General features: G+C 74.2%; 23 protein-coding genes. 22 read left to right on the forward strand and 1 reads right to left on the reverse strand.

Features of this window, described 5'->3' with window-relative positions; all coding sequences use genetic code 11:
• Window positions 1-5: 5 nt before the first annotated feature.
• The 19 genes from ACPYOM_RS00500 (at window position 6) to ACPYOM_RS00590 (ending at window position 21,465) form a co-directional block, all read left to right on the forward strand.
• Window positions 6-1,166, forward strand: coding sequence for a TDT family transporter (locus tag ACPYOM_RS00500; RefSeq protein ID WP_481344465.1), 1,161 nt, complete (start codon window positions 6-8; stop codon window positions 1,164-1,166).
• Window positions 1,167-1,245: 79 nt separating this feature from the next.
• A complete protein-coding gene (pyrR, locus tag ACPYOM_RS00505; RefSeq protein WP_481344500.1) occupies window positions 1,246-1,821 on the forward strand; it encodes a bifunctional pyr operon transcriptional regulator/uracil phosphoribosyltransferase PyrR in 576 nt (191 codons plus the stop codon).
• Complete coding sequence (locus ACPYOM_RS00510) at window positions 1,818-2,834, forward strand: aspartate carbamoyltransferase catalytic subunit (protein WP_481344466.1); 1,017 nt, start codon at window positions 1,818-1,820, stop codon at window positions 2,832-2,834. The genes pyrR and ACPYOM_RS00510 overlap by 4 nt, the downstream gene beginning before the upstream one ends.
• Window positions 2,831-4,174: a dihydroorotase gene (locus ACPYOM_RS00515; protein WP_481344467.1), complete on the forward strand. Its 1,344-nt coding sequence runs from the start codon at window positions 2,831-2,833 to the stop codon at window positions 4,172-4,174. Before ACPYOM_RS00510 ends, ACPYOM_RS00515 begins: the two co-directional genes overlap by 4 nt.
• A 20-nt stretch (window positions 4,175-4,194) precedes the next feature.
• Complete coding sequence (gene carA, locus ACPYOM_RS00520) at window positions 4,195-5,382, forward strand: glutamine-hydrolyzing carbamoyl-phosphate synthase small subunit (RefSeq protein WP_481344501.1); 1,188 nt, start codon at window positions 4,195-4,197, stop codon at window positions 5,380-5,382.
• Window positions 5,382-8,780, forward strand: coding sequence for a carbamoyl-phosphate synthase large subunit (gene carB / locus ACPYOM_RS00525; RefSeq protein WP_481344468.1), 3,399 nt, complete (start codon window positions 5,382-5,384; stop codon window positions 8,778-8,780). Before carA ends, carB begins: the two co-directional genes overlap by 1 nt.
• Entirely contained in the window at window positions 8,777-9,679 is a 903-nt protein-coding gene (locus ACPYOM_RS00530; protein WP_481344469.1) for a dihydroorotate dehydrogenase electron transfer subunit, read from the forward strand. Before carB ends, ACPYOM_RS00530 begins: the two co-directional genes overlap by 4 nt.
• A 152-nt stretch (window positions 9,680-9,831) precedes the next feature.
• The gene (locus tag ACPYOM_RS00535; protein ID WP_481344502.1) at window positions 9,832-10,728 is read left to right on the forward strand and encodes a dihydroorotate dehydrogenase; all 897 of its coding nucleotides are present in this window, start codon (window positions 9,832-9,834) and stop codon (window positions 10,726-10,728) included.
• 53 nt (window positions 10,729-10,781) lie between these two features.
• Complete coding sequence (pyrF, locus tag ACPYOM_RS00540; protein WP_481344470.1) at window positions 10,782-11,624, forward strand: orotidine-5'-phosphate decarboxylase; 843 nt, start codon at window positions 10,782-10,784, stop codon at window positions 11,622-11,624.
• Between the two features lie 54 nt (window positions 11,625-11,678).
• On the forward strand, window positions 11,679-12,065 hold the full coding sequence (locus tag ACPYOM_RS00545; protein WP_481344471.1) for a hypothetical protein: 387 nt from the start codon (window positions 11,679-11,681) through the stop codon (window positions 12,063-12,065).
• 168 nt (window positions 12,066-12,233) lie between these two features.
• Window positions 12,234-12,551, forward strand: coding sequence for an integration host factor, actinobacterial type (mihF, locus tag ACPYOM_RS00550; protein WP_481342575.1), 318 nt, complete (start codon window positions 12,234-12,236; stop codon window positions 12,549-12,551).
• A complete protein-coding gene (gmk, locus tag ACPYOM_RS00555) occupies window positions 12,551-13,210 on the forward strand; it encodes a guanylate kinase (protein WP_481344472.1) in 660 nt (219 codons plus the stop codon). Before mihF ends, gmk begins: the two co-directional genes overlap by 1 nt.
• A 64-nt stretch (window positions 13,211-13,274) precedes the next feature.
• Window positions 13,275-13,538 (forward strand): DNA-directed RNA polymerase subunit omega, encoded by a 264-nt coding sequence (rpoZ, locus tag ACPYOM_RS00560; RefSeq protein ID WP_323101854.1) that lies wholly within the window; start codon window positions 13,275-13,277, stop codon window positions 13,536-13,538.
• A 35-nt stretch (window positions 13,539-13,573) separates the two neighbouring features.
• Window positions 13,574-14,851, forward strand: a complete 1,278-nt coding sequence (coaBC, locus tag ACPYOM_RS00565; protein WP_481344503.1) for a bifunctional phosphopantothenoylcysteine decarboxylase/phosphopantothenate--cysteine ligase CoaBC — start codon at window positions 13,574-13,576, stop codon at window positions 14,849-14,851.
• An 81-nt stretch (window positions 14,852-14,932) separates the two neighbouring features.
• Entirely contained in the window at window positions 14,933-16,153 is a 1,221-nt protein-coding gene (metK, locus tag ACPYOM_RS00570; RefSeq protein ID WP_481342577.1) for a methionine adenosyltransferase, read from the forward strand.
• Window positions 16,154-16,169: 16 nt separating this feature from the next.
• Window positions 16,170-18,212 (forward strand): primosomal protein N' family DNA-binding protein, encoded by a 2,043-nt coding sequence (locus tag ACPYOM_RS00575; protein WP_481344473.1) that lies wholly within the window; start codon window positions 16,170-16,172, stop codon window positions 18,210-18,212.
• Between the two features lie 55 nt (window positions 18,213-18,267).
• A complete protein-coding gene (locus ACPYOM_RS00580) occupies window positions 18,268-19,557 on the forward strand; it encodes a saccharopine dehydrogenase family protein (protein ID WP_481344474.1) in 1,290 nt (429 codons plus the stop codon).
• A gap of 58 nt (window positions 19,558-19,615) precedes the next feature.
• Window positions 19,616-20,191, forward strand: a complete 576-nt coding sequence (locus tag ACPYOM_RS00585) for an ArsR/SmtB family transcription factor (protein WP_481344475.1) — start codon at window positions 19,616-19,618, stop codon at window positions 20,189-20,191.
• Complete coding sequence (locus ACPYOM_RS00590) at window positions 20,188-21,465, forward strand: MFS transporter (protein ID WP_481344476.1); 1,278 nt, start codon at window positions 20,188-20,190, stop codon at window positions 21,463-21,465. Before ACPYOM_RS00585 ends, ACPYOM_RS00590 begins: the two co-directional genes overlap by 4 nt.
• A 20-nt stretch (window positions 21,466-21,485) precedes the next feature.
• Here ACPYOM_RS00590 and ACPYOM_RS00595 read toward each other — a convergent pair whose 3' ends face one another.
• A complete protein-coding gene (locus ACPYOM_RS00595; protein WP_481344477.1) occupies window positions 21,486-22,343 on the reverse strand; it encodes a hypothetical protein in 858 nt (285 codons plus the stop codon).
• A gap of 190 nt (window positions 22,344-22,533) precedes the next feature.
• Here ACPYOM_RS00595 and def point away from each other — a divergent pair, with 190 nt between their 5' ends.
• Genes def through ACPYOM_RS00610 form a run of 3 tightly spaced genes read left to right on the forward strand, consistent with a single transcriptional unit; the run spans window position 22,534 to window position 25,563 of the window.
• Window positions 22,534-23,079 carry a peptide deformylase gene (gene def, locus ACPYOM_RS00600; protein WP_481343621.1) on the forward strand — a complete coding sequence of 182 codons (546 nt, stop codon included), beginning with the start codon at window positions 22,534-22,536 and terminating at the stop codon, window positions 23,077-23,079.
• Complete coding sequence (gene fmt, locus ACPYOM_RS00605; RefSeq protein ID WP_481344478.1) at window positions 23,076-24,023, forward strand: methionyl-tRNA formyltransferase; 948 nt, start codon at window positions 23,076-23,078, stop codon at window positions 24,021-24,023. The genes def and fmt overlap by 4 nt, the downstream gene beginning before the upstream one ends.
• Window positions 24,016-25,563 carry an RsmB/NOP family class I SAM-dependent RNA methyltransferase gene (locus ACPYOM_RS00610; RefSeq protein ID WP_481344479.1) on the forward strand — a complete coding sequence of 516 codons (1,548 nt, stop codon included), beginning with the start codon at window positions 24,016-24,018 and terminating at the stop codon, window positions 25,561-25,563. Before fmt ends, ACPYOM_RS00610 begins: the two co-directional genes overlap by 8 nt.
• Window positions 25,564-25,574: the final 11 nt, after the last annotated feature.

A 25,574-nucleotide genomic window follows, 5' to 3' on the forward strand; every position in this document is an offset into this window, starting at 1 on the left:
GACCCGTGCCGACCGCCCTCGCCGACCCTGCCGTCCATAGAACCGCGCGACCCGGTGCCGCGACCAAACCGCCGGCTGCCGGCGGGCCTCCCACGGCTGCGGTGGGGCTCCCACCCGCCGGGCCGGCCTGGTTCCCCGCGGTCATGGGGACCGGGATCCTCGCCACGCTCCTTGCCGCGTATGCCGACGGACCGGGCCCCGGCGACCGGCTGCACGACGCCGCGAGGGCCCTGATGGTCCTCGCGTGGCTGCTGCTCGTCACCGTGGGCGGCGGGTTCCTCGTTCGCGTGATCCGGCGGCCGGAGCGCCTGCGCGCGTCGCTCGCGACACCGACCGACCGCGCCCTCTGGGGAACCGTGGCCATGGGCGTCCTGGCCGTCGGCTCGGCGACGGTCACCGTGGCGCCGGGACGGACGTCCGCCCTGCTCGGCGCCGGCCTGTGGGTGGTGGGCACCGTCCTCGGCCTGGCCACGGCGCTCGGGTTCACCGCGACCCTGGTGCGAGGCGAGGCCGGCGAGCCGACACTCCTGTGGGGCCTTCCGGTCGTGCCTCCGATGGTCTCGGCGACCGCCGGGGCCGCCCTCGTGCCGCACGTGTCCACGGTTCCCGGTGCCGGGCTCGCCCTGCTCGGCGTGGCCACGGCCTGCTTCCCCGTCGCGCTCGCGCTCGGGGTCGTCGTCTTCACGCTCGGCTACGCCCACCACTGGCGCGTGGCGCCGGTTCCCCTGGCAGCGTCGGCCACGTCGTGGATCCCGCTCGGCATCGTCGGGCAGTCGGTGGGGGCGGCCCAGGCGCTCGTCGCTGCGGCGGGCCCGTGGCTCACGCCGGTGGCCGCGGCCGACCTGCGCTCGCTCGCCGTCGGCTACGGCGTCGTGGTCCTCGCGGCGGGTGTGCCGCTCGCCGGGTGGGCGGTGGCCGTCACCGCCCGCGGCTTCGCGGGCCGGATGCCGTTCTCGCCGGGCTGGTGGGCCCTGACGTTCCCCATCGGGACGGTGTCCCTCGGGCTGCACCATCTCGCCGGGTCGAGCCACCGGACCGGGTTCGCCGTCGCCGGTACGGTCGTCCTCGCCGTCCTCTGCGGCACGTGGAGCCTCTGCGCCCTCGCCTCGGCCCGGGCCGTTCTCACGGAGTGGCGGGGTGTCGGGACCGGTCGCGCGGGACGCTAGACTCGCTGCCCGAAGACATCCTTTAACCACCGTCCCGTGAGGCGGGGAAGGAGGTCCAGCGGCTGTGACCTGCCCTGACCTGAGTGCGCCTGCAACCAGTCCGAGCACCCCTCCTGACGCGAGAGACGTCATGAGCGAGGGCGACATCTCCCGGGCGCTGCGGCGCATCGGCCACGAGATCCTCGAGCGCAACCGCGGCGCGGACAGCCTCGTCCTGCTCGGGATCCCTTCTCGCGGAGTGCCGCTCGCGCGGCGTCTCGCCGCCTGCATCGCGGACGTCGAGGGCGCCCCGGTCCCGGTCGGGGAGCTCGACATCACGCTCCACCGCGACGACCTCCGTCGCAACCCGGTCCGCACGGCGCACCGCTCCCGCATCCCCGACGGCGGCATCGACGACCGCGTCGTCGTCCTCGTCGACGACGTCCTCTACTCCGGTCGCACCATCCGCGCGGCCCTCGACGCCCTGAGCGAGCTCGGCCGGCCCCGCGCGGTGCGCCTGGCGGTCCTCGTCGACCGCGGCCACCGCGAGCTGCCGATCCGGGCCGACCACGTCGGCAAGAACCTGCCGACCTCGCGTGACGAGCGCGTCCACGTACGCGTCGCCGAGCTCGACGGCGTCGACACCGTCAAGATCAGCGGGGGAGAGGCCCGATGACCCGCCACCTCATCTCCTCGGCCGACCTGACCCGTCGGGAGGTCGAGGACATCCTCGAGACCGCCGCGTCGATGCACGACCTGCAGCGTCGCGAGGTCAAGAAGGTGCCGACGCTGCGCGGCCGCACCGTCATCAACTTCTTCTTCGAGGACTCGACGCGCACCCGCAGCTCGTTCGAGATCGCGGGCAAGTGGATGTCGGCCGACACGATCAACCTGTCGGCGAAGGGCTCCTCGACGTCCAAGGGCGAGAGCCTGCGCGACACGGCGATGACCGTCGACGCCATGGCCGTCGACGCGCTCGTCATCCGCCACAACGCCTCGGGCGCGTGCCACCAGGTGGCCCAGTGGGTGCGGTGCAGCGTCATCAACGCCGGCGACGGCACCCACGAGCACCCGACGCAGGCCCTCCTCGACGCGTACACGCTGCGCCACCGGATGGGCGAGCTCGACGGCAGGCACGTCGCGATCGTCGGTGACCTGACGCACTCGCGGGTCTTCCGCAGCAACGTCATCACGCTCAAGACCCTCGGGGCCAAGGTCACCGTCGTCGCGCCGCCGACGCTCATGCCGAGCGGCATCGGGGCCTGGAGCGCTGCGGACGGGTTCGCCACGAGCTGGGACCTCGACGAGGTCCTCGAGGGCCGGGGCGAGCACGGCACGGTCGACGCCGTCATGATGCTCCGGGTCCAGCGCGAGCGGATGAGCGGCGGGTTCTTCCCGACGCCGCGCGAGTACACGGTCGGCTACGGCCTGACCCGCGACCGCCTCGACACGCTCGTGACCCGCAACCCGGATGTGCTCGTCCTGCACCCCGGACCGATGAACCGCGGCCTCGAGATCGCCCCCGAGGCCGCCGACGCGCCCCAGTCGGTCGTCCTCGACCAGGTCTCGGCCGGCGTCGCGGTCCGGATGGCCGTCCTCTACCACCTCCTCGCGGGCGAGGACACCGCGACGTCCCCGCCCGACGCCCTCGCCGCCACCCACCCCGCCGCCTCAGGAGCCGTCCGATGACCCGCCTCGTGATCCGTGGTGCCCGCCTCCTCGGCGCCGAGGCGGCCGACGTGCTCGTCGTCGACGGCGTCGTCCGCGAGGTCGGCACCGTCGACGCCCCGGCCGGCGCGGAGGTGCTCGACGCCGACGGCCTCGTCGCGCTGCCGGGCCTCGTCGACCTGCACGTCCACCTGCGCGAGCCGGGTCGCGAGGACGCCGAGACCATCGCCACCGGGTCGGCAGCGGCCGCCGCCGGCGGGTACACGGCCGTCTTCGCCATGGCGAACACCAACCCCGTCACCGACACCGCCGAGGCCGCCGAGCGCGTCCTCGACCTCGGCCGGGCCTGCGGCCTCACCGAGGTCGTCCCCGTCGGCGCGGTGACCAAGGGCCTGGCCGGTGCCGAGCTCGCCGAGCTGGGCCTCATGGCGCGCTCGCGGGCGAGGGTGCGCGTCTTCAGCGACGACGGGCACTGCGTCAGCGACGCCCGCGTCATGCGGCGCGCCCTCGAGTACGTCAAGCCGTTCGGTGGTGTCGTCAGCCAGCACGCCCAGGACCCGCGTCTCGCGGGGCCCGACGCCTGCTGCCACGAGGGTGAGGTCTCCGGCCGTCTCGGCCTGCCCGGCTGGCCCGGCATCGCCGAGGAGTCCATCGTGGCCCGCGACGTCATGCTGGCGCGGCACACCGGCTCGCGGGTCCACGTGGCCCACGTGTCGACCGCCGGCACGGTCGAGGTCATCCGCTGGGCCAAGGCGCAGGGCATCGACGTCACCGCTGAGGTGACGCCGCACCACCTGTTCCTCACGACCGACCTGCTCGCCGGCTACGACCCCGTCTTCAAGGTCAACCCGCCGCTGCGCCCCGCCGAGGACGTCGAGGCCCTGCGCGCGGCCGTCGCCGACGGCACCATCGACGCGGTCGCCACCGACCACGCGCCCCACGCCCGCCACGACAAGGAGCACGCCTTCGTCGACGCCGCCTTCGGGATGCTCGGCCTCGAGACGGCCCTGTCGGTCGTCAGCGAGGTCCTCGTGCGCCCGGGGCGGCTCGACTGGGCCGACGTCGCCCGCGTCATGTCGGCCAACCCGGCCCGCATCGGGGGCCTGGCCCACCAGGGGCAGGCCATCGCGGCCGGCGCCCCGGCACACCTGACCCTCGTCGACCCCGACCGCGAGGTCACCGTCGACGCCGCCGCGAGCCGCAGCCGCTCGCGCAACAACCCGTGGCACGGACGAACGTTCCGCGGGGCCGTCGTGACGACGGTCCACGCCGGACGCGTCACCCACGACGTCCGCACCGGCGCGGGCACGCAGCGAGACACGCAACGACAACTGACGAACGCGACTGGAGCCCACCTGTGACGACCTCGACCCCGCTCACCGTGCCGGCCCGGCAGGGACGCACCCGGCGCCTGCGCGAGCCCGCCGTGCTCGTGCTCGAGGACGGCCGCACCTTCCTCGGCGCCTCCTACGGCGCCGTCGGCGAGACGGTCGGCGAGGCGGTCTTCTCCACCGGCATGACCGGCTACCAGGAGACCCTCACCGACCCGAGCTACCACCGCCAGGTCATCGTCATGACGGCGCCGCACGTCGGCAACACCGGCGTCAACACCGAGGACGACGAGAGCACCCGCATCTGGGCCGCCGGCTACGTCGTGCGCGACCCTGCGATCCGCGCGTCGAGCTGGCGCTCGACCCGCGACCTCGAGGACGAGCTGGCCGAGCAGGGTGTCGTCGGCATCTGCGACCTCGACACACGGGCGCTCACCCGTCACCTGCGCGAACGTGGTGCGATGCGCGTCGGCATCTTCAGCGGTGGCGCCGCCGACGCTCCGGAGGCCGACCTGCTCGAGGCGGTCCGCCGCAGCCCCGAGATGTCGGGGGCGGCGCTCGCCGCCGAGGTGACGACGGCCGAGCCGTACGTCGTGCCTGCGGAGGGCGAGAAGCGCTTCACCGTCGCGGCCCTCGACCTCGGCATCAAGGCGATGACGCCCCAGCTCATGGCTCGCCGGGGCATCGAGGTGCACGTCCTGCCGGCGACGGCCACCTTCGCCGAGGTCATGGGCGTCGCCGAGGGCGGGCCCGACGGCGTCTTCTTCTCCAACGGCCCCGGCGACCCGGCGAGCGCCGAGCACGAGGTGACGCTGCTGCGCGAGGTCCTCGGCGCCGGCGTCCCGTTCTTCGGCATCTGCTTCGGCAACCAGCTGTTCGGGCGGGCGCTCGGGTTCGGCACGTACAAGCTGAAGTACGGCCACCGTGGCATCAACCAGCCGGTCATGGACCGCACGACCGGCAAGGTCGAGGTCACCGCGCACAACCACGGGTTCGCCGTCGACGCGCCGACCGACCGTGACAGCGACACCCCGTACGGCCGCGCCCGCGTGTCGCACGTGTGCCTCAACGACGACGTCGTCGAGGGGCTCGAGCTGCTCGACGCCCCGGCCTACTCCGTCCAGTACCACCCCGAGGCCGCCGCCGGTCCCCACGACGCCGCCTACCTCTTCGACCGCTTCGTGGAGCTCATGGAAACGAGACAGCACAGCACCGACAAGACGGGAGACCTGTCCTGATGCCCAGGAACGACAGCATCAAGAGCGTCCTCGTCATCGGGTCCGGGCCGATCGTCATCGGCCAGGCCTGCGAGTTCGACTACTCCGGCACGCAGGCGTGCCGCGTCCTTCGCGAGGAGGGCATCCGCGTCATCCTCGTCAACAGCAACCCGGCGACGATCATGACCGACCCGGAGTTCGCCGACGCCACGTACGTCGAGCCGATCACGCCCGAGGTCGTCGAGGCGATCATCGCCAAGGAGCGACCCGACGCGGTGCTCGCGACGCTCGGCGGCCAGACGGCGCTCAACTGTGCGATCGCGTTGCACGACAACGGGGTCCTCGAGAAGTACGGCTGCCCGCTCATCGGCGCCAACGTCGAGGCCATCCAGCTCGGCGAGGACCGCGAGGCCTTCAAGGGCGTCGTCGAGCGCTGCGGCGCCGAGTCGGCCCGCTCGGTCATCTGCCACTCCATGGAGGAGTGCCTCGCCGCCGCCGAGGAGCTGAGCTACCCCGTCGTCGTGCGGCCCTCCTTCACGATGGGCGGCCTGGGGTCCGGCTTCGCCTACGACGAGGCCGACCTGCGCCGGATCGCCGGCGCCGGCCTGCAGTACAGCCCGACGACCGAGGTGCTCCTCGAGGAGTCGATCCTCGGCTGGAAGGAGTACGAGCTCGAGGTCATGCGCGACCACGCCGACAACGTCGTCGTCGTCTGCTCGATCGAGAACCTCGACCCGATGGGCGTGCACACCGGCGACTCCATCACCGTCGCCCCGGCCCTGACGCTCACCGACCGCGAGTACCAGCGGCTGCGCGACATCGGCATCGCGGTGATCCGCGAGGTCGGCGTCGACACCGGCGGCTGCAACATCCAGTTCGCGGTCAACCCCGCCGACGGTCGCATCATCGTCATCGAGATGAACCCGCGCGTCTCCCGGTCGAGCGCCCTGGCCTCCAAGGCGACCGGCTTCCCGATCGCCAAGATCGCGGCGAAGATGGCGATCGGCTACACGCTCGACGAGGTGCCCAACGACATCACCCGCGAGACGCCGGCGTCGTTCGAGCCGACGCTGGACTACGTCGTCGTCAAGGTGCCGCGGTTCGCGTTCGAGAAGTTCCCCGCCGCGGACCCGACCCTGACGACGACGATGAAGTCGGTCGGCGAGGCCATGGCCATCGGCCGGAACTTCACCGAGGCGCTGCAGAAGGCGCTGCGCTCGCTGGAGAAGAAGGGCGCCTCCTTCCACTGGGACGGCGAGCTGTCCGAGGCCGCCGCCGAGCGGGCTCTCGAGGAGTCGACGGTCCCGACCGACGGCCGGATCGTCGCGGTACAGCAGGCGCTGCGCGGCGGGATCAGCGTCGAGCGCGTGCACGAGCAGACCGGCATCGACCCGTGGTTCCTCGACCAGATCGAGCTCATCAACGACGTCGCGGCCATGCTCGCCGAGGCCGACGAGCTGACGCCCGACCTGCTCCGGCTCGTCAAGCGCCACGGCTTCAGCGACGCGCAGGTCGCGAGCCTGCGCCGGATGCCGGAGGCCGTCGTGCGCGGCGTCCGCCACGCCCTCGGGGTGCGACCGGTCTACAAGACGGTCGACACGTGCGCCGCCGAGTTCGCCGCCACGACGCCGTACCACTACTCGTCCTACGACGAGGAGACCGAGGTCGAGCCGCGCGAGCGCCCCGCCGTCATCATCCTCGGCTCCGGGCCGAACCGCATCGGCCAGGGTGTCGAGTTCGACTACTCCTGCGTCCACGCGTCGTTCTCCTTGCGCGACAAGGGGTTCGACACGGTCATGGTCAACTGCAACCCCGAGACGGTCTCGACCGACTACGACACGAGCAGCCGGCTGTACTTCGAGCCGCTGACCCTCGAGGACGTCCTCGAGGTCATCCACGCCGAGACGAAGGCCGGACCCGTGGCGGGCGTCATCGTCCAGCTCGGCGGCCAGACGCCGCTCGGCCTGGCCAAGGCGCTCGCTGACGAGGGCGTGCCGATCGTCGGCACCTCGCCCGACGCCATCCACCTCGCCGAGGACCGCGGGGCCTTCGGGCAGGTGCTGGCCAAGGCCGGGCTCATCGCACCGAAGCACGGCACGGCGGTCAGCGCGGACGAGGCCCTCGCGATCGCCCGCGAGATCGGCTACCCGGTGCTCGTGCGCCCCTCGTACGTGCTCGGCGGCCGCGGCATGGTCATCGTCTACGACGACGACTCGCTCGTCACCTACGTCGAGAAGGCCACCGAGGCCAGCCCCGAGCACCCGGTGCTCGTCGACCGGTTCCTCGACGACGCCATCGAGATCGACGTCGACGCGCTCTACGACGGCGAGGACATGTACCTCGGCGGCATCATGGAGCACGTCGAGGAGGCCGGCATCCACTCGGGCGACAGCTCGTGCACCCTGCCGCCCGCGACGCTCGGCGAGGCCGAGCTCGCCCGGGTCCGCGAGGCCACCCTGAAGCTGGCCCAGGGCATCGGCGTCCGTGGCCTCATGAACGTCCAGTTCGCCCTCGCCCAGGACATCCTCTACGTCATCGAGGCCAACCCGCGCGCCTCGCGCACGGTCCCGTTCGTGGCCAAGGCCACGGGCGTCCCGCTGGCCAGCGCCGCGGCCCGGGTCATGCTGGGGGCGAGCGTCGCGGAGCTGCGCGAGGAGGGGCTGCTGCCGCCCGCCGGCGACGGTGGCTCGATGCCGGCCCACGCCCCGGTCTCGTGCAAGGAGGCGGTGCTGCCCTTCAAGCGGTTCCGCACCAAGGAGGGCATCGCCGTCGACTCCCTGCTCGGCCCGGAGATGCGCTCGACCGGTGAGGTCATGGGCATCGACCTCGACTTCGGCTCGGCGTTCTCCAAGGCCCAGCAGGGCAGCGGCTCGGCGCTGCCGCGCTCGGGCGCGATCTTCGTCTCGGTCGCCAACCGCGACAAGCGCGCCATGCTCTTCCCGGTCAAGCGCCTCGTCGACCTCGGCTTCACGATCCTCGCGACCACCGGCACCGCCGCGGTGCTCAAGCGCAACGGCATCGAGGCCACCGTCGTCCGCAAGATCACCGAGCGCGGCGAGGGCGACCCGAACGAGCCCTCGATCGTCGACCTCATCGAGGCCGGCGAGGTGCAGATGGTCGTCAACACCCCCTCCGGCCAGGACGCCCGCGCCGACGGCTACGCCATCCGCGCAGCCACGACGAGCGCGGACAAGCCGATCATCACGACGATCGCGACGCTCGCCGCCGCGGTCCTCGGCATCGAGGCGCAGCTGACCGAGGAGGTGCGGGTCAAGTCGCTGCAGGACCACGCCCGCGACCTGGACCTCTACGGCCGCGGCACGAGGATCTCGGGCGACGTTGCGGCACAGGCCGATCCGCAGGACGCCGTGGCACTCACCACTGCCGACCTGCCGACCACGGTCGGGGCCGACGCGTGAGCGCGGCCACCACCGCGCGCGCCCAGCGCTCCCGCGTCACCCAGGAGGTCGCCGAGGTCATCGCGACCCGGCGCGTCGGTGCCTACCAGCACCTGACGCTCGTCGCCCCCGGCGTCGCCGAGCTGGGCCGGCCCGGGCAGTTCGTCGCGCTGGCCGTCGGCGGGGAGTCCTCGGGGACCCTGCTGCGCCGCTCGTTCTCGATCCACAAGGTCAGCCCCAGCGGCACGTACGGCGGCACGGTGGAGATCGTCGTCTCCGCCGTCGGTGCCGGCACGCGCTGGATCGTCGAGCGCCGGCCGCACGACAACATCGACGTCGTCGGTCCGCTCGGCAAGCCCTTCCCGCTGCCCACCGACCCGGTCGCGTGCGTCCTCGTCGGTGGCGGCTACGGCAGCGCGCCCCTGTTCTGGCTCGCGCACGACCTGCGCGAGCGCGGGTGCCACGTCGAGATGGTGCTCGGTGCGGCCGGTGAGGACCGCCTCTTCGGCGTCGTCGAGGCCCGCCGCTCCTGCGACGGCGTCACCGTGACCACCGACGACGGGTCGGTCGGCCAGCGCGGCTGGGTCAGCGACGTGCTGCCCGAGGTCATCTCGCGCACGGGCGCCGCCGTCGTCTACGCGTGCGGGCCCATGGGCATGCTCCGCTCGGTCACCGACGTCGCCGCGGCGCACGGCGCCGTCGCGCAGGTGGCCGTCGAGGAGGCCATGGCCTGTGGCGTCGGCGTGTGCATGACGTGCGTCATGCCGGTCGTCGGCTCCGACGGCCGCACCCGCATGTCCCGCTCGTGCGTCGAGGGCCCCGTGTTCCGCGGCGACCGCATCCGCTGGGACGCCTTCGAGGGCAACCACGCCCGGGTCCCCGACGACTGCGTCGGCGCCCCCAGGACCGGAGGTCACTGATGGCCGAGTTCACCGTCGAGTCCGCCGCCCACTCCGCCGTCGAGCCCGTCGAGCCCGTCGAGCCCGCCGAGCGGGCGCGGGGGAGCGAGGTGCCGGGCGCCCGGCTCGACCTGTCCGTCGACCTCGCCGGACGCCGGCTGCCCAACCCCCTCATGACCGCCTCCGGCTGCGCGGCCAACGGCCGTGAGCTGCACCGCTTCTTCGACGTCGCCGACCTCGGCGCGTTCGTCACGAAGTCGGTCATGGCCGAGCCACGCTCGGGTCGCGGCACCCCCCGCATGGCCGAGACGCCCTCCGGGATGCTCAACTCGATCGGGCTGCAGGGCCCCGGCATCGAGGCCTTCGTCGACGAGGACCTGCCGTGGCTGGCCTCGGTCGGGGCGCGCGTCCTGCCCTCGATCGCCGGCGGCTCGAGCTCCGAGTACGCCGACGTCGCGGCCACGCTGCGCGCCAGCCGGGCCTTCGAGGCGGTCGTCGGCGTCGAGGTCAACATCTCCTGCCCCAACGTCGCCAACCGCGGGCTGGTCTTCGCGTGCGACCCGCTGGCGTCGGCCAAGGTCATCGCCCTGGTGCGCGAGCAGCTGCCGCGCGACGTCCCGGTGTTCGCCAAGCTGAGCCCCGACGTCACCGACATCGCCGCCATCGCCGCCGCCTGCGTCAAGGCCGGTGCCGACGGCCTGACGATGATCAACACGCTGCTCGGGATGGCCATCGACACCGACCGGATGCGCCCGCACCTCGGCGGCGTCACCGGCGGACTGTCCGGGCCCGGCATCCGCCCGGTCGCGGTCCGCGCCGTCTGGCAGGTGCGCCAGGCCATGCTCGAGGGACGGATGCGCACCGTGCCGATCATCGGCGTCGGTGGCGTGCGCACCGGCCGCGACGCCCTCGAGCTCGTCGCCGCGGGCGCGAGCGCCGTCCAGGTGGGCACCGTGACGTTCAACGACCCGAAGGCCCCGATGCGCGTGCTCCACGAGCTGGCCGACCTGCTCGCCGGTCTCGGCTACGACCGCTTCGAGGACGCCGTCGGCGCCGCGCACGGCCGCTGAGGACCGCCCGTGGCGGCACCCGCCCAGAACCCCCCGACGAACGGAGACCGACGATGACGACCGGCTTCGGCGCGCGCCTGCGTGCCGCCATGGACGAGCGCGGGCCGCTCTGCGCCGGCATCGACCCGCACCGCTCGCTCGTCGAGGCCTGGGGGTTGACCTACGACGTCGCCGGCCTCGAGCGCTTCGCGCTGACGTGCGTCGAGGCGTTCGCGGGTCGGGTCGCGGCCGTCAAGCCGCAGTCGGCGTTCTTCGAGGTCTTCGGCAGCCGCGGCATCGCGGTCCTCGAGCGCGTCCTCACCGAGCTGCGCGAGGCCGGGACGCTGACGATCCTCGACGCCAAGCGCGGCGACATCGGCTCGACGATGGCCGCCTACGCCGAGGCCTACCTCGGCAAGGACGCCGTCGCCCCGCCGGACGCCCTCACGGTCAGCCCGTACCTCGGGTACGAGTCGCTGCGCCCGGCCATCGACCTCGCCGAGCAGACCGGCCGCGGCCTGTTCGTCCTCGCCCTGACGTCCAACCCGGAGGGCGCGAGCGTCCAGCACGCGGTGCGCGACGACCGCTCCGTCGCGGGGTCCGTCGTGGCCGGCGCCGCCGCGGACAACGCGGCGGCCGCCGCGCGGGGCGAGCTGGGTCACGTCGGCCTCGTCGTCGGCGCCACCGTCGGCTCGGCCGTCGCCGACCTCGGTCTCGACCTCGTGGCCGCTGCGACACCGGTTCTGGCGCCCGGTGTCGGGGCCCAGGGGGGCACCGTCGAGAGCCTGACGCGCACCTTCGGTCCGGCCCGTCGCCAGGTGCTCGCCGCGTCGAGCCGCGAGGTGCTCGGGGCCGGCCCCGAGCCCGGCCGTCTCGCCGCGCGCGCCCGCGAGGTCGCCGCCACGCTCGTGCCCTGACCTCCGGATGCGCGAGGTCGGGACGCCGCCGCGGTGACCGCCTACGGTGGGGGCATGCGCACCGCCCGCTCCGCCACCCCGACCGTCGCCGCGGCGACAGCCGTGCTCGCGGTCCTCGTGCTCAGCGGGTGCGGCGGCTCGGACACGACGGCGTACTGCGACGCGCTGCGGGCCGCACGGTCCCAGTGGGCGTCCGCGGGCGCGTCTCTCGCCGACCGGGCGGCGGCGACCCGCTTCGTCGCGAGCGTGCGCACCATCGAGGCGGCCGCCCCCGACGACGTCCGCTCCGAGTGGACGACGCTGCGGGCGTTCTTCGAGAAGTTCGCCGTCGACCACCCCGACCTGGCGGGGCTGACCACGCAGATGGCCTCGTACCAGGCGACGGCCAAGAAGATCGAGACGCACGCCCGCGAGACCTGCGACGTCGACCTGTCGCAGTGATCGCGCGCAGTCCCGCCGGTGACCCGTGGGCGACCCGCCGGCGACCCGCCGTCCGCCGGGGGCCGCGTTGCGGGCCGCACGGGCGGCTCGCTAGGTTCGGGCGGAAAGACACGAGGACACGGGGGGCGCAGGACGCGTCACCCCGCTGCAGGCAGGAGACCGGACACCGTGGCGCTTCCACCGCTCACCCCCGAGCAACGGGCTGCGGCCCTCGAGAAGGCCGCGGCCGCGCGACGGGAACGGGCCGCGGTCAAGAACCGGCTCAAGTACTCGAGCGGCTCGCTCTCCGAGGTGCTCGAGGACGGCCGGACGGACGCGGTCATCGGCAAGATGAAGGTGACCGAGCTGCTGGAGTCGATGCCGGGCGTCGGCCGCGTCCGGGCCCGGGCGATCATGGCCGAGGTCGGCATCGCCGAGTCGCGGCGCGTCCGGGGCCTCGGCGCCAACCAGGTGGCCGCGCTGCTCAAGCGCTTCGAGAAGCCGTGATGGACGGGGACAGCGCCCCCACCGCCGCCCGCACCGCCGACACTCCTGACACGAGCGACACCACCGACTCCACCGACAGCACCGCGGCTGCCCGGCGCGGCCGGCTGACCGTCCTGGCCGGGCCCACCGCGGTGGGCAAGGGCACCGTCGCCTCGTACGTGCGCACCCACTTCCCGGGAGTGTGGTTCTCGGTCTCGATGACGACCCGGAAGCCGCGCCCCGGCGAGGTCGACGGCGTGCACTACCACTTCGTCGACGACACCGAGTTCGACCGGCTCGTCGCGGCCGGCGAGTTCCTCGAGTACGCGGTCGTGCACGGAGCCGCCAAGTACGGCACGCCTCGCGGTCCCGTCGAGCGCGCCATCCGGGAGGGCCGCGACGCGCTCCTCGAGATCGACCTGCAGGGCGCGCGCCAGGTGCGCGACAGCTGGCCGGCGGCGCTCTTCGTCTTCCTCTCCCCGCCGAGTTGGGAGGAGCTGGTCCGCCGGCTCGTCGGACGCGGCACCGAGAGCGAGGCCGAGCGGGACCGCCGGCTCACCACCGCGCGGGCCGAGCTGGCCGCCCAGTCGGAGTTCGACGAGGTCATCGTCAACGACGACGTTCGGCGCGCGAGCGAGGAACTCGTATCATTGATGAGATCGGGGCCCGCCGAACGGTGAGCCCCGACCCTCGCGTGCCCCGCCAGGCAGGCACGCGCCGATCCCCGAACGAAACGAGATCACCGTGTCCGGTACCCAGGCTGCTCCCATCGGCATCACCAACCCGCCGATCGACGACCTGCTGACCGCCGCCGACTCCAAGTACGCGCTCGTCATCTACTCGGCCAAGCGCGCCCGTCAGATCAACGCGTACTACTCGCAGCTGCAGGAGGGCCTGCTCGACTACGTCGGTCCGCTCGTCGAGACCGAGGTCCACGAGAAGCCGCTGTCGATCGCGCTGCGCGAGATCAACGAGGGCCTGCTCACGTCCGAGCCCACCGAGGGCTGACCGCCCCCGTGAGCGCGTCGACCGGCGGCGCCCCGCTGCGCGTCGTCCTCGGCGTCAGCGGCGGCATCGCCGCGTACAAGGCGTGCGCGCTGCTCCGGCTGTTCGCCGAGGCCGGCCACGACGTCACGGTCGTGCCCACCGCGGCAGCGCTGCGCTTCGTCGGGGCGCCGACGTGGTCGGCGCTGTCGGGCAAGCCGGTCTCGACCGAGGTGTGGACCTCGGTCCACGAGGTGCCGCACGTGCGCATCGGCCAGTCCGCCGACCTCGTCGTCGTCGCGCCGGCCACGGCCGACGTCCTCGCCAAGGCGGCCCACGGGCTCGCCGACGACCTGCTGACCAACACCCTGCTCACGGCGCGCTGTCCGGTCGTCTTCGCCCCGGCCATGCACACCGAGATGTGGGAGCACCCGGCCACGCGCGCCAACGTGGCGACGCTGCGCTCACGCGGCGTCCACGTCATCGAGCCTGCGGTCGGGCGCCTCACCGGGGTCGACTCCGGCGCCGGGCGGCTGCCCGAGCCCGCGGACATCTACGCCGCGTGCCTCAGGGTCCTCGGCGGCGTCGCCACCCTCGACGCCGGGGCCGATGCCGATGCCGATGCCGCCGCCGTCGCCTCCGCCGACGGGTCCCTCGTCGGACGCCGCGTCGTCGTCTCCGCGGGTGGCACCCGCGAGCCGCTCGACCCGGTCCGCTTCCTCGGCAACCGCAGCTCCGGCAAGCAGGGGCTGGCCATCGCGCGGTCCGCCGCCGCCCGCGGTGCCGAGGTCGTCCTCGTCGCCGCCAACGTCGACCTGCCGGTGCCCGAGGGCGTGGACGTCGTCCGGGTCGGCACGACGCTCGAGCTGCGCGACGCCGTCGCCACGGCCGCGCGCGGGGCGGACGTCGTCGTCATGGCCGCGGCGCCCGCGGACTTCCGGCCGGCCACGGTCAGCGACAGCAAGATCAAGAAGGACCCTGCCGCACCGGGCGCCGGTGGCCTGACCGTCGAGCTCGTCGAGAACCCCGACATCGTCCGCGGTCTCGTCGCCGACCGTGACGCCCGCGGCGACACCCGTCCGCTCGTCGTGAGCTTCGCCGCCGAGACCGGTGACGCCGACGGTTCGGTCATGGACCACGCGCGCGCCAAGTTCGCCCGCAAGGGCAGCGACGTCCAGGTCGTCAACGAGGTCGGGACCGACACGACGTTCGGCAAGGACGACACGACCGTCCACGTGCTGCGCCGCGGCACCGAGGACGTCCTGACGGTGGGACCGGCCGGCAAGGACGTCGTCGCCGACGCCCTCTGGGACACCCTGACTCCGCTGATCCGCTGACGGTTAGACTCACGCAACACGCCCGCGCCACGAGCCCCGCCGACCGGGCCACACCACCCGCACCCGAGCCAGGGAGAGCCAGTGTCCGCACGTCTGTTCACGTCCGAGTCCGTCACCGAGGGACACCCGGACAAGATCTGCGACCAGATCAGCGACTCCGTCCTCGACGCTCTGCTGCGGGTCGACCCGCAGGCCCGGGTCGCCGTCGAGACGATGGTGACGACCGGCCTCGTCCATGTCGCCGGTGAGGTGTCGACGACCGGCTACGTCGAGATCCCGCAGCTGGTCCGCCAGACCATCCTCGAGGTCGGCTACGACGGCTCGCAGAAGGGCTTCGACGGGCGCACGTGCGGCGTGTCGATCTCCATCGGCGCGCAGTCGCCCGACATCGCCCAGGGCGTCGACACCGCGCACGAGAACCGGCACGGTGGCATCGACCCTCTCGACAAGCAGGGCGCCGGCGACCAGGGCCTCATGTTCGGCTACGCCTGCGACGACACCCCCGAGCTCATGCCCCTGCCGATCTTCCTGGCCCACCGCCTCGCCGAGCGCCTGACCCAGGCCCGCAAGAGCGAGGAGCTGGCCTACCTGCGTCCTGACGGCAAGACCCAGGTCACCATCGCCTACGAGGGCGACAAGGCGGTCCGGCTCGACACCGTCGTGCTCTCGACCCAGCACGCACCGGACGTGTCTCTCGAGGGCATGCTCGAGCCCGACATCCGCGAGCACGTCTTCGCGCCCGTCCTCGAGGAGCTCGCCGCGAGCGGCACCGACCTCGACACGTCGAGCTTCCGCGCCCTCATCAACCCCACGGGCCGCTTCGAGATCGGTGGCCCGATGGGTGACGCCGGGCTCACCGGCCGCAAGATCATCGTCGACACGTACGGCGGCATGGCCCGCCACGGCGGTGGCGCCTTCAGCGGCAAGGACCCGAGCAAGGTGGACCGCTCGGGCGCGTACGCCATGCGCTGGGTGGCCAAGAACGTCGTCGCGGCCGGGCTCGCCCGCCGCTGCGAGGTGCAGGTCGCCTACGCCATCGGCAAGGCCCAGCCCGTCGGCCTCTACGTGGAGACGTTCGGCACCGAGACGGTGCCGGTCGACTCCATCCAGCAGGCCATCGGAGACGTCTTCGACTTGCGCCCCGCCGCGATCGTCGACGCCTTGGACCTCCTGCGCCCCATCTACAAGCCGACCGCCGCCTACGGCCACTTCGGCCGCACCAAGGCCGACGGCGTCGACAACGCCTTCACCTGGGAGCGCACGGACCGTGTGGACGCCCTGAGGGCCGCCGTCTCCGCCTGAGGCTAGATTCGCCCTCGTGGGCGACGAACCGACGAACGACCAGTCGCAGCGACCGGCCTCCGGGCCGGTCGCTGCGGTCGTCGTGGAGACGCCGCTGGCCCACCTCGACCGGCTCTTCGAGTACGCGGTCCCCGAGGAGATGGACGACGACGCCGTGCCGGGCGCGCGGGTCCGGATCCGCTTCGCCGGGCGCGACCTCGACGGTTTCGTCGTCGAGCGTCGCGCGGCACCCGAGCACGACGGCCGGCTCGCGCCGCTGCGCCGGGTCGTCAGCCCCGAGCCGGTCCTGACGCCCGAGGTCCTTGCGCTGTGCCGGGCCGTCGCCGACCGGTACGCCGGCACGCTGAGCGACGTCCTGCGCCTCGCCGTCCCGAAGCGACACGCCACGGCCGAGCGGGCCCTCGCCCTCGCGCCCCCGCCGGCCGACCCCGTCGGCGCGCCGGAGCCGGGGCCCTGGTCGGCGTACCCGGCGGGCCCGGCGTGGCTGCGCCGGCTCGCGGCCGGTGAGGGTCCGGCCGCGGCGTGGACGGCTCTGCCGGGACGGGTCCCCGAGCAGGACTGGCCGGCGGCGCTCGCCACCGCCGCCGCGACGGCGCTCGCGGCCGGCCGGGGGTCGTTGCTCGTCGTGCCCGACCACCGCGACGTCGACCGGCTCGACGCGGCGCTCACGGCAGCCCTCGGTGCCGGCCGGCACGTGCGCCTCACGGCCGACCAGGGGCCGCAGGCCCGGTACACCGCCTGGCTCAAGGTGCTGCGCGGCCACGTCCGCGTCGTCATCGGCACGCGCGCGGCGGCCTTCGCGCCGGTCCGCGACCTCGGTCTGGTCGCGTGGTGGGACGACGGCGACGACCTGCTCGCCGAGCCGCGCGCCCCCTACCACCACACGGGCGTCGTGCTCGGCCTGCGCGCCGCGGCCACCGGCGCGGCCCTGCTCACCGGCGGGTTCGCGCGGAGCCTGCGCGTCGAGGCGGCCCTGGAGTCCGGAGCACTGGTGCCGGTCGAGCCGGGGCCCGGGTGGCGAGGCGCCGTCCCCCGCGTCACCGTCGCCGGGGAGGGCACCGACGAGGAGCGCGACGGCCCGGCCGCGCGGGCCCACCTGCCGGCCCGCGCCCACCGCGTCGCCAAGGACGCGCTCGTCGACGGACCGGTGCTCGTCCAGGTGCCCCGGCGCGGGTACCTGCCCTCGCTCAGCTGCGCGGAGTGCCGGACGCCGGTCCGGTGCGGGCGCTGCCGCGGCCCGGTGGCCCAGGGCGCCTCGGGGGCGGCGCCGGGGTGCCGCTGGTGCGGGCTCGTCGTCGCGCCCGGCACCTTCCGCTGCGTCGAGTGCGGGTCGCCTCGGCTGCGTTCCTCCGTCACGGGCGCCCGGCGCACGGCCGAGGAGATCGGCCGCGCGTTCCCCGGCGTGGGCGTCCACACGTCGGGCTCGGGCGAGGTGCTGCGGGCCGTCGGTCGTGAGCCCTCCCTCGTCATCGCGACGCCCGGTGCCGAGCCGGTCGCCGAGGGCGGCTACACCGCGGTGCTGCTCCTCGACGCGTGGGCCAGCCTCGACCTGCCCGTGCACGACGCGCCCCTCGAGGCGCTGCGCCGGTGGACCGCGGCGGCTGCCCTCGCCCGCGAGGGCCGCGCGGTCGTGCTCTGCGGTGTGCCCGACGGTGTCGCGCTGCCGGCGGTCGAGGCCCTCGTGCGCTGGGACCCGGGCTGGCTCGCCGGGCGCGAGCTCGCCGACCGGCGCGAGCTCGGCCTGCCGCCGGCCGCGCGCGTCGCGCAGCTGACCGGCACGCGACGCGCGCTGGAGGAGGCCCTCGAGCAGGTCGACCTGCCCGCATCGGCGCAGGTCCTCGGCCCGGTGCCGCTGCTGGGGGCGGTCACCCCGCGGCGGGGCGCGGCCACCGACGGCGACGCCGACCGCCGGCCGAGCGACCACCACGTCCTCGTGCGCGTCCCGTCCGCCGACACTACCCAGCTGACGCGGGCCCTGCTCGCCCTCAAGGCCTTTCGGTCGGCGCGCAAGGAGCCCGAGGTCGTCACCGTGCGCGTCGACCCCGTCGACGGGTGGTGAGCACCACGGTCGCCGACCGGCGCCGGGGACCGAGCCGGCTGGCAGAGTGTGCCCCATGTCGTCCACGCCGCCGTCGCGCGACCTCGCCCTCGTCCTCTTCGGCGCGACCGGCTTCGTGGGCGCCCTGACCGCGGCACACCTGGCACGGCGCGCCGGCGAGGAGCCCGGTGAACCCGTCCGCGTCGCCCTGGCCGGGCGCTCCCGCGAGCAGCTGGAGGCGCTGCGTGTCGAGCTGTCGGGGATCGACACCGCGGCTTCACGGTGGGAGGTCGTGGCTGTCGACGCTGTCGACACTGCCGGGCTGAGGGTCCTCGCCGCCCGGACGCGGGTGCTCGCCACGACCGTCGGCCCCTACGACGCCCACGGGCGCGAGGTGGCCCGGGCCTGCGCCGAGGAGGGCACCCACTACGCCGACCTCACCGGCGAGGTGCTCTTCGTGCGCTGGTCCCTCGACGAGCTCGATGCCCTGGCCCGCGGGACCAGTGCCGCGATCGTCCACGCGTGCGGCTTCGACTCGATCCCCTCCGACCTCGGGGTGCTCCTCACGGCGCACCGAGCAGCGGCGGACGGGGAGGGCACGCTGGCCGACGTCACCCTGCGGGTGCGGTCGATGAAGGGCGGGTTCTCCGGCGGCACCGTCGACTCGGTCCGCCGCCAGGCGATCGCCGCCCGGGCCGACGCCGGCGTCCGACGGGTGCTCGCCGACCCGTACGCGCTCAGCCCCCGCCGCGCGGACGAGCGGGCCAGCGGCAACGGGCGACGACCCGGCGCTCTGGGGCGGTTGCGCAAGCTCGTGCCGGTCGACCGCGACCCCCGGAGCGGTCGGTGGAACGGGCCGTTCGTCATGGCCTCGTTCAACACCCGGATCGTGCGCCTGTCGAACACCCTCACCGACTGGTCGTACGGCCGCGGCCTGCGCTACCGCGAGGTCGTCGACGTCGGGCGCGGCCCGTTGTCGCCCCTCGTCGCCGCGGTCCTGGGCGTCGGTCTCGTGGGTGGCCTCGCCGCGCTGTCGTTCGCGCCGACGCGAGCCGTGCTCGACCGCTTCCTGCCGCGGCCCGGGGAGGGGCCCGGAGAGGCGCAGCGCGCGGCCGGCCGGTTCCGGATGGACCTCCACGCGACGACGACGACCGGGGCGCGGTACCTGACCCGAGTGGCCGCACCGTTCGACCCCGGGTACGGCGGGACGGCCGTCATGCTCGGCGAGGCGGTCCTCGCGCTGGCTTGCGACGACGGGCTTCCGCGACGCACCGGGGTGTCCACGCCTGCCACGGCTCTGGGGGAACGCCTGGCCGAGCGCCTCCGCGAGGAGGGTTTCACGTTCGAGGTGCGTCGGTCGTCCTGAGCGTGACCCCCAAAGAGATGCTTGACGGTGAGTCCGGGAGCGCGTCATGCTCCCCAGCATGTCTTTGGAGCAGAAGCGGATCAGCGAGCTCCGGGCGACCGCACACCCGCTGCGGCTGCAGATGCTCTCGCTGCTCACCGGTGCGGAGCTGAGCGCCGCGGAGGTGGCCCGCGAGCTCGACGTCACCCAGGCCAACGCCAGCTACCACCTGCGGCTGCTCGAGTCGGCCGGCCTGCTCGAGGTGGCCGGCGAGGAGACCGTGCGCGGAGGCCGGGCCAAGAAGTACCGGCACCCGTGGGACGCGCCCATCGCGCGCCCGGAGGCGACCCGCGAGGAGGACCGGCTCGCGTACGTGCGCGTCCTCGCGGACATGATCCCGCGGCGGTTCCTCGAGCGTCAGCAGGGTTCGCCGAGCCGCTTCACCGACGCCGACCTCTGGGTCGAGCCGGGGGTGTGGGACCGCGTCTGTGCCCTCGTCGACGAGGCGAGCACCCTGCTGCACGCATCAGCCAGGCCGCCGCGCACCGAGGGCACGGTGCGGGCGGCGCTGTCCGTGGCCGCCTTCCGGCTGCGGGTCGAGGACGACACCGGGGACGACACCGAGGACGACAGCGGGCGGCAGGAGGAGGCATGAGGCTGCGGCAGTCGCTCGGCGCACTCGGCGACCGCCGGTTCGCCTGGTACTTCACGGCCCGCACCGTCTCGACCGTGGGGTCCGTCATGGCGCCGGTGGCGCTGGCCTTCGCCGTCCTGCACGTGGACGAGTCGGCCGGGGCGCTCGCGCAGGTCCTCGGGGCCCGGACGCTCGCGATGGTCGTCTTCCTCCTCGTCGGCGGGGTCGTCGCGGACCGGTTCTCGCGCGTCACCGTCCAGCAGGCCTCGCACGCGCTGACCTTGCTGACCCAGGCGGCGGCTGCCGTCCTCGTCGTCAGCGGGCACGCGACGCTGACGCAGCTGACCGTGATCGAGGCCCTCAACGGGGCCGTGTCGGCGTTCACGATGCCGGCGATGATGGGCATCGTGCCGCTCGTGGTCGAGCGCCCACGGCTCCAGCAGGCCAACGCGCTGCTGTCGTTCAGCCGCAGCGGCCTGGCCGTCGTCGGGCCGGCGGTGGCCGGTGGGCTCGTCGTGTCGGTCGGGCCGGGCTGGGCCCTCGCCGTCGACGCCCTGACGTACGCGGTGGCCATCGTCTGCCTCGCCCGGGTCCGGCTGCCACGGACCGACGCCGCCGCCCGGCCGGCCCAGTCCTCGATGGTGCGCGAGCTGCGGGAGGGCTGGAGCGAGTTCAGCGGCCGCCAGTGGCTCTGGGTCGTCGTCCTCGTCTTCGGCGTCCTCAACGCGATCCACGTCGGTGCGGTCGGGGTGCTCGGCCCGCTCGTGGCCACCTCCGACCCGGCGATCGGCGAGGCCGGCTGGGGCATCGTCCTGTCCGCCGAGGCCCTCGGCACCGTCATCATGACGATCGTCATGATGCGGCTGCGGCTGCCGCACCCGCTGCGGGCCGGCATGCTCGCCATGACGGCCCTCGCGGTCCCGATGGCGATGCTCGGGCTCGCCCCGTCCCTCGTGGCCGTGGCGCTCGGCTTCCTCGTCGCCGGCGCGGCGGTCGAGGTCTTCGGCGTCGGCTGGTCCACGGCCCTTCACGAGCACGTGCCCCTCGCGGTGCTGTCCCGCGTGTCGAGCTACGACGCGCTCGGGTCCTTCGTCGCGATGCCGGTCGGCACCTTCCTCTACGGCTGGCTCGCCTCGGTCGTCGACCTCGAGGCGCTCCTCGTCGGCAGCGCCGTCGTCTACCTGGTCGTCGCGCTGTCCGCGCTGCTGTCACGCGCGGTCCGCGACCTCGGACGCGACGACGCCCCCGACACGAAGGTCGAGGGCGCCGCCACCGGGGCCCGCGCGTCGGCGTGACGCGTCGGGCGTGGTCCGGATCAGCGGATGGTGACGCCGTTGTGCGCGGCCATCACCCGCTGCAGGGACCGCGAGTCGACGAGCGTCGGGTTCGACGAGCTCTGGTGGCCCCAGCCGTAGGAGTAGTCCATGACCGGCGTCGGGACGAGCCGGCGCCACTCGGCGAGCATCGCCTGCATCTGCGTGGCCGTCGGCAGTCGGTAGTAGCCGCCGGCGATGTTCTGCTGGCCGAAGGTCTGGAACACCGGCACGATCGCCCCGAGCGGGATGCCCGCGCCACGGGCGGCGGTGACCTTCTCGCGGATCTTCGTCACCGGGCAGGTGGGGGAGGCCGTCGAGCACGGGTACGGGTCGAGGCCGACGAGGTCGACGTGGCTGGCCGCCGGACGGAACGGCTTGTAGTCGGCGATCTTCGACAGGACGATGAACGACTTCTGCGTGCCGCGGCTGCGGTAGCGGATGTAGTCCGCACGGCTCGCGAGGGCGGCCGGCCCCCGCGGGCAGGCGGAGATGTGCGGCTCGTCGGACAGGTAGTAGCCGAACACTCTCGGGTTGGCCGCGAGCCGGTCGACGGTCGCGCGGAACGTCGCGTCGGCCGGCGTCGGGCACTTCTGGCCGAGCCACACGAGGCCTTGGACGCCGCTCGGCAGGCTCGCGACACCCGACGGCCCGGTGTCGAACACCGTGTAGCCGAGCGCGCGAGGTGCGGTCGAGCCGTGGAGGTTGGTGATGAAGTGCTTGGTCGCGGGCGCCGCGGCGACGAGGTCGGTCGCGGCGCCGGAGGGGAGCAGGAACACGGCGGCCGACGCGGCCAGCAGGACGCGTCGGACGCTGCGGACGAGGCCGCGACGGCGGCCGGTGGTGGTGAGTTGCTGCACGGAACGTCCTCCGGGGGTGGGGTGACTGCGGCCGAGTGGCCAGAGCGCACGAGGAACGTGGCAGTCCCACGGTGCACCCATTCGCCCCGTTTCGGAGGGATTTGGCACAAGATGCCCGGCGTGGCGCCCCTCGTCCCCGGGCCTAGAATCGGCCGCAGCCCGCCCGGACCCACCCGAAGGACCCGCCTCCGTGTCGATCAAGGACATCCGCCTCTTCGGCGACCCGGTGCTGCGCAGCCGCGCCGCCGAGGTCGTCGACTTCGACAAGGAGCTCCGGGTCCTCGTCAAGGACCTGGAGGACACCATGCTCGACGCTCCCGGCGCGGGCCTCGCCGCGCCCCAGCTCGGCGTCGGGCTGCGGGTGTTCACCTACTACGTCGACGGCATCCTCGGCCACCTCGTCAACCCCGACCTGCAGCTGTCCGAGGAGGAGCAGGACGGCCCGGAGGGGTGCCTGTCGATCCCCGGCCTCGCCTTCGACACGAAGCGCGCCCTGTCCGTCGTGGCGAAGGGCCAGAACATGTGGGGCGAGCCCGTCGTCCTCGAGGGCACCGAGCTGCTCGCCCGAGCCGTCCAGCACGAGACCGACCACCTCGACGGCATCCTCTTCGTCGACCGCCTCGACCCCGAGGCGCGCAAGGCGGCGATGCGCGCGATCCGCGAGGCGGAGTGGTTCGCCGAGAACCCGCCAGAGGTCCGCATCAGCCCGCACTCGACGTTCGGCCGCGCGCTGTGAGGGTCGTCTTCGCCGGCACCCCCGAGGTGGCCCTGCCGAGCCTCGACGCCGTCGCCGCCTCGGGCCACGAGCTCGTCGGAGTGGTGACGCGTCCGGACGCTCCCGCCGGCCGCGGCCGCCGGCTCGAGGCCTCGCCGGTGCGTCGCCGGGCCGAGGAGCTCGGCGTGCCCGTGCTGACCCCGGCGCGGCTGGGTGAGCCGGAGCTCCTCGACGCGCTGCGTGCCCTCGCGCCCGACGCGTGTCCCGTCGTCGCCTACGGCAACCTCATCCCGCAGGCCGCTCTCGACGTCCCGACCCGGGGCTGGGTCAACCTGCACTTCTCGCTCCTGCCCGCCTGGCGCGGTGCCGCGCCGGTGCAGCACGCCATCATGGCCGGCGACGAGGTCACCGGCGCCTCGACGTTCCGCATCGAGAAGGGCCTGGACACCGGGCCCGTCTACGGCGTCATGACCGAGCCGATCCGGCCCACCGACACCGCCGGCGACCTGCTCGACCGCCTGGCCTCCGCCGGAGCGGGTCTGCTCGTCGCCACGCTCGACGGCATCGAGAGCGGGGAGCTCGTCGCGGTCCCGCAAGCGGCGGAGGGCGTGTCGCTCGCCCCGAAGATCGAGGTCGAGGACGCGCGCATCACGTGGACCCACCCGGCCACCGCCGTCGACCGCCTCGTGCGCGGCTGCACCCCGTCGCCGGGAGCGTGGACGACGTTCCGTGGCGAGCGGTTCAAGCTCGCCCCCGTGACGCCGGTCGCTCCCGGCGAGGTCCCCGACGAGGAGACGCTGCCACCGGGCCGGCTGCTCGTCACGAAGCGGGCCGTCTTCGTCGGTACCGGCACGGTGCCGGTCCGTCTCGGCACCGTGCAGGCCCACGGCAAGAAGCCGATGCCTGCCGCCGACTGGGCCCGCGGGAGCCGCGTCGGGGCGGGGGAGGTGCTCGGCGGTGAGTGACGAGCAGACCGGGCGCGACGTGCCCGACCGGCCCGACCGGCCTGACCGGCGAGGGGAGCGCGAGCGTCCGCCGGCGCGCAGTCGCTCGGCCCAGCACCGGTCCTCGCAACGCCCGTCCGAGCGCGCTCGCCGCACCGACCCGGCGCGCCTGGCCGCCTACACCGTCATGCGCGACGTCGCGCAGGGTGCCTACGCCAACCTCGCGCTGCCGAAGCACCTGCGCGAGAAGCGGATCAGCGGCCGTGACGCCGGTTTCGCCACCGAGCTCGTGTACGGGGCGACGCGTCTGCGCGGGCTCTACGACGCCATCGCGGCCGTCGCCGCCGACCGCCCCGTCGACAGGATCGACCCGCGCGTCCTCGACACCATCCGCCTCGGGGCGCACCAGCTGATCGGCATGCGGGTGCCGACGCACGCTGCTGTCGACGAGACGGTCGCCCTCGCGCGGCAGGTGAACGGGGCCGGGGCGGCGGGGTTCGTCAACGCCGTCATGCGCCGGATCAGCGAGCGCGACCTCGACGCGTGGCTCGAGGCGGTGACGGCCCGCACCACCGACCCGGTCGAGGCGCTCGCCGTCCGCACCTCGCACCCCGCCTGGGTCGTCAAGGCGCTGCGCGCCGCGCTCATCGGTCACGGAGCCGCGACGGCCTCCGACGTCGACGAGCCGCTCGCGGCGCTGCTCGCCGCCGACAACGCACCGCCCCGCGTCGCGCTCGTCGCCCGGCCGGGCCTGAGCACCGTCGAGGAGCTCGTCGACGCCGGCGCCGAGCCGTCGTGGACGAGCCCGGTCGGGGCCGTGCTGCCCGAGGGTGACCCCGGCGCTCTGGCGGCGGTCCGGCAGGGGCGGGCCGCCGTGCAGGACGAGGGCTCGCAGCTGCTCGCGCTCGCCCTGGCCGCGGCCGAGGTCACCGACGATGCGGCGGCCGACGAGCGGTGGCTCGACCTGTGCGCCGGGCCGGGTGGCAAGGCCGGGCTCCTTGCGGCCATCGCCGTCCAGCGGCGGACTCCCTTCGTGGCCAACGAGGTCAGCGACCACCGCGCCGACCTCGTGCGCCAGACCCTCCACGCGGCGCGCGCCGCAGCCGCCGACGCCGGCACGACGGTCGAGGTGCGCCACGGTGACGGCCGCGACGTCGGCGACGACGAGCCGGGCCGGTACAGCCGGGTCCTCGTCGACGCGCCCTGCACCGGCCTCGGCGCCCTGCGCCGCCGCCCCGAGGCGCGGTGGCGCCGCAGCCCGGGCGACGTCGCCGCGCTCGCCGGCCTGCAGCGTGAGCTGCTCGCGTCGGCCATCGACGCCACGGCCCGGGGCGGCCTCGTCGCCTACGCCACGTGCAGCCCGCACCTCAACGAGACGCGGTTCGTCGTCACCGACGTGCTGAAGAAGCGCGACGACGTCGAGCTCGTCGATGCCCGTGACCTGTTCCGCGACGCGTCCGGTCGTCGGCTCGACGGTCTCGGCGAGGGACCTTTCGTCCAGCTCTGGCCCCACGTCCACGGCACCGACGCGATGTTCCTCGCCCTGCTGCGTCGGCGCTGAGCGCGGACCCG

Source organism: Monashia sp. HAY1-2A, assembly GCF_056755315.1.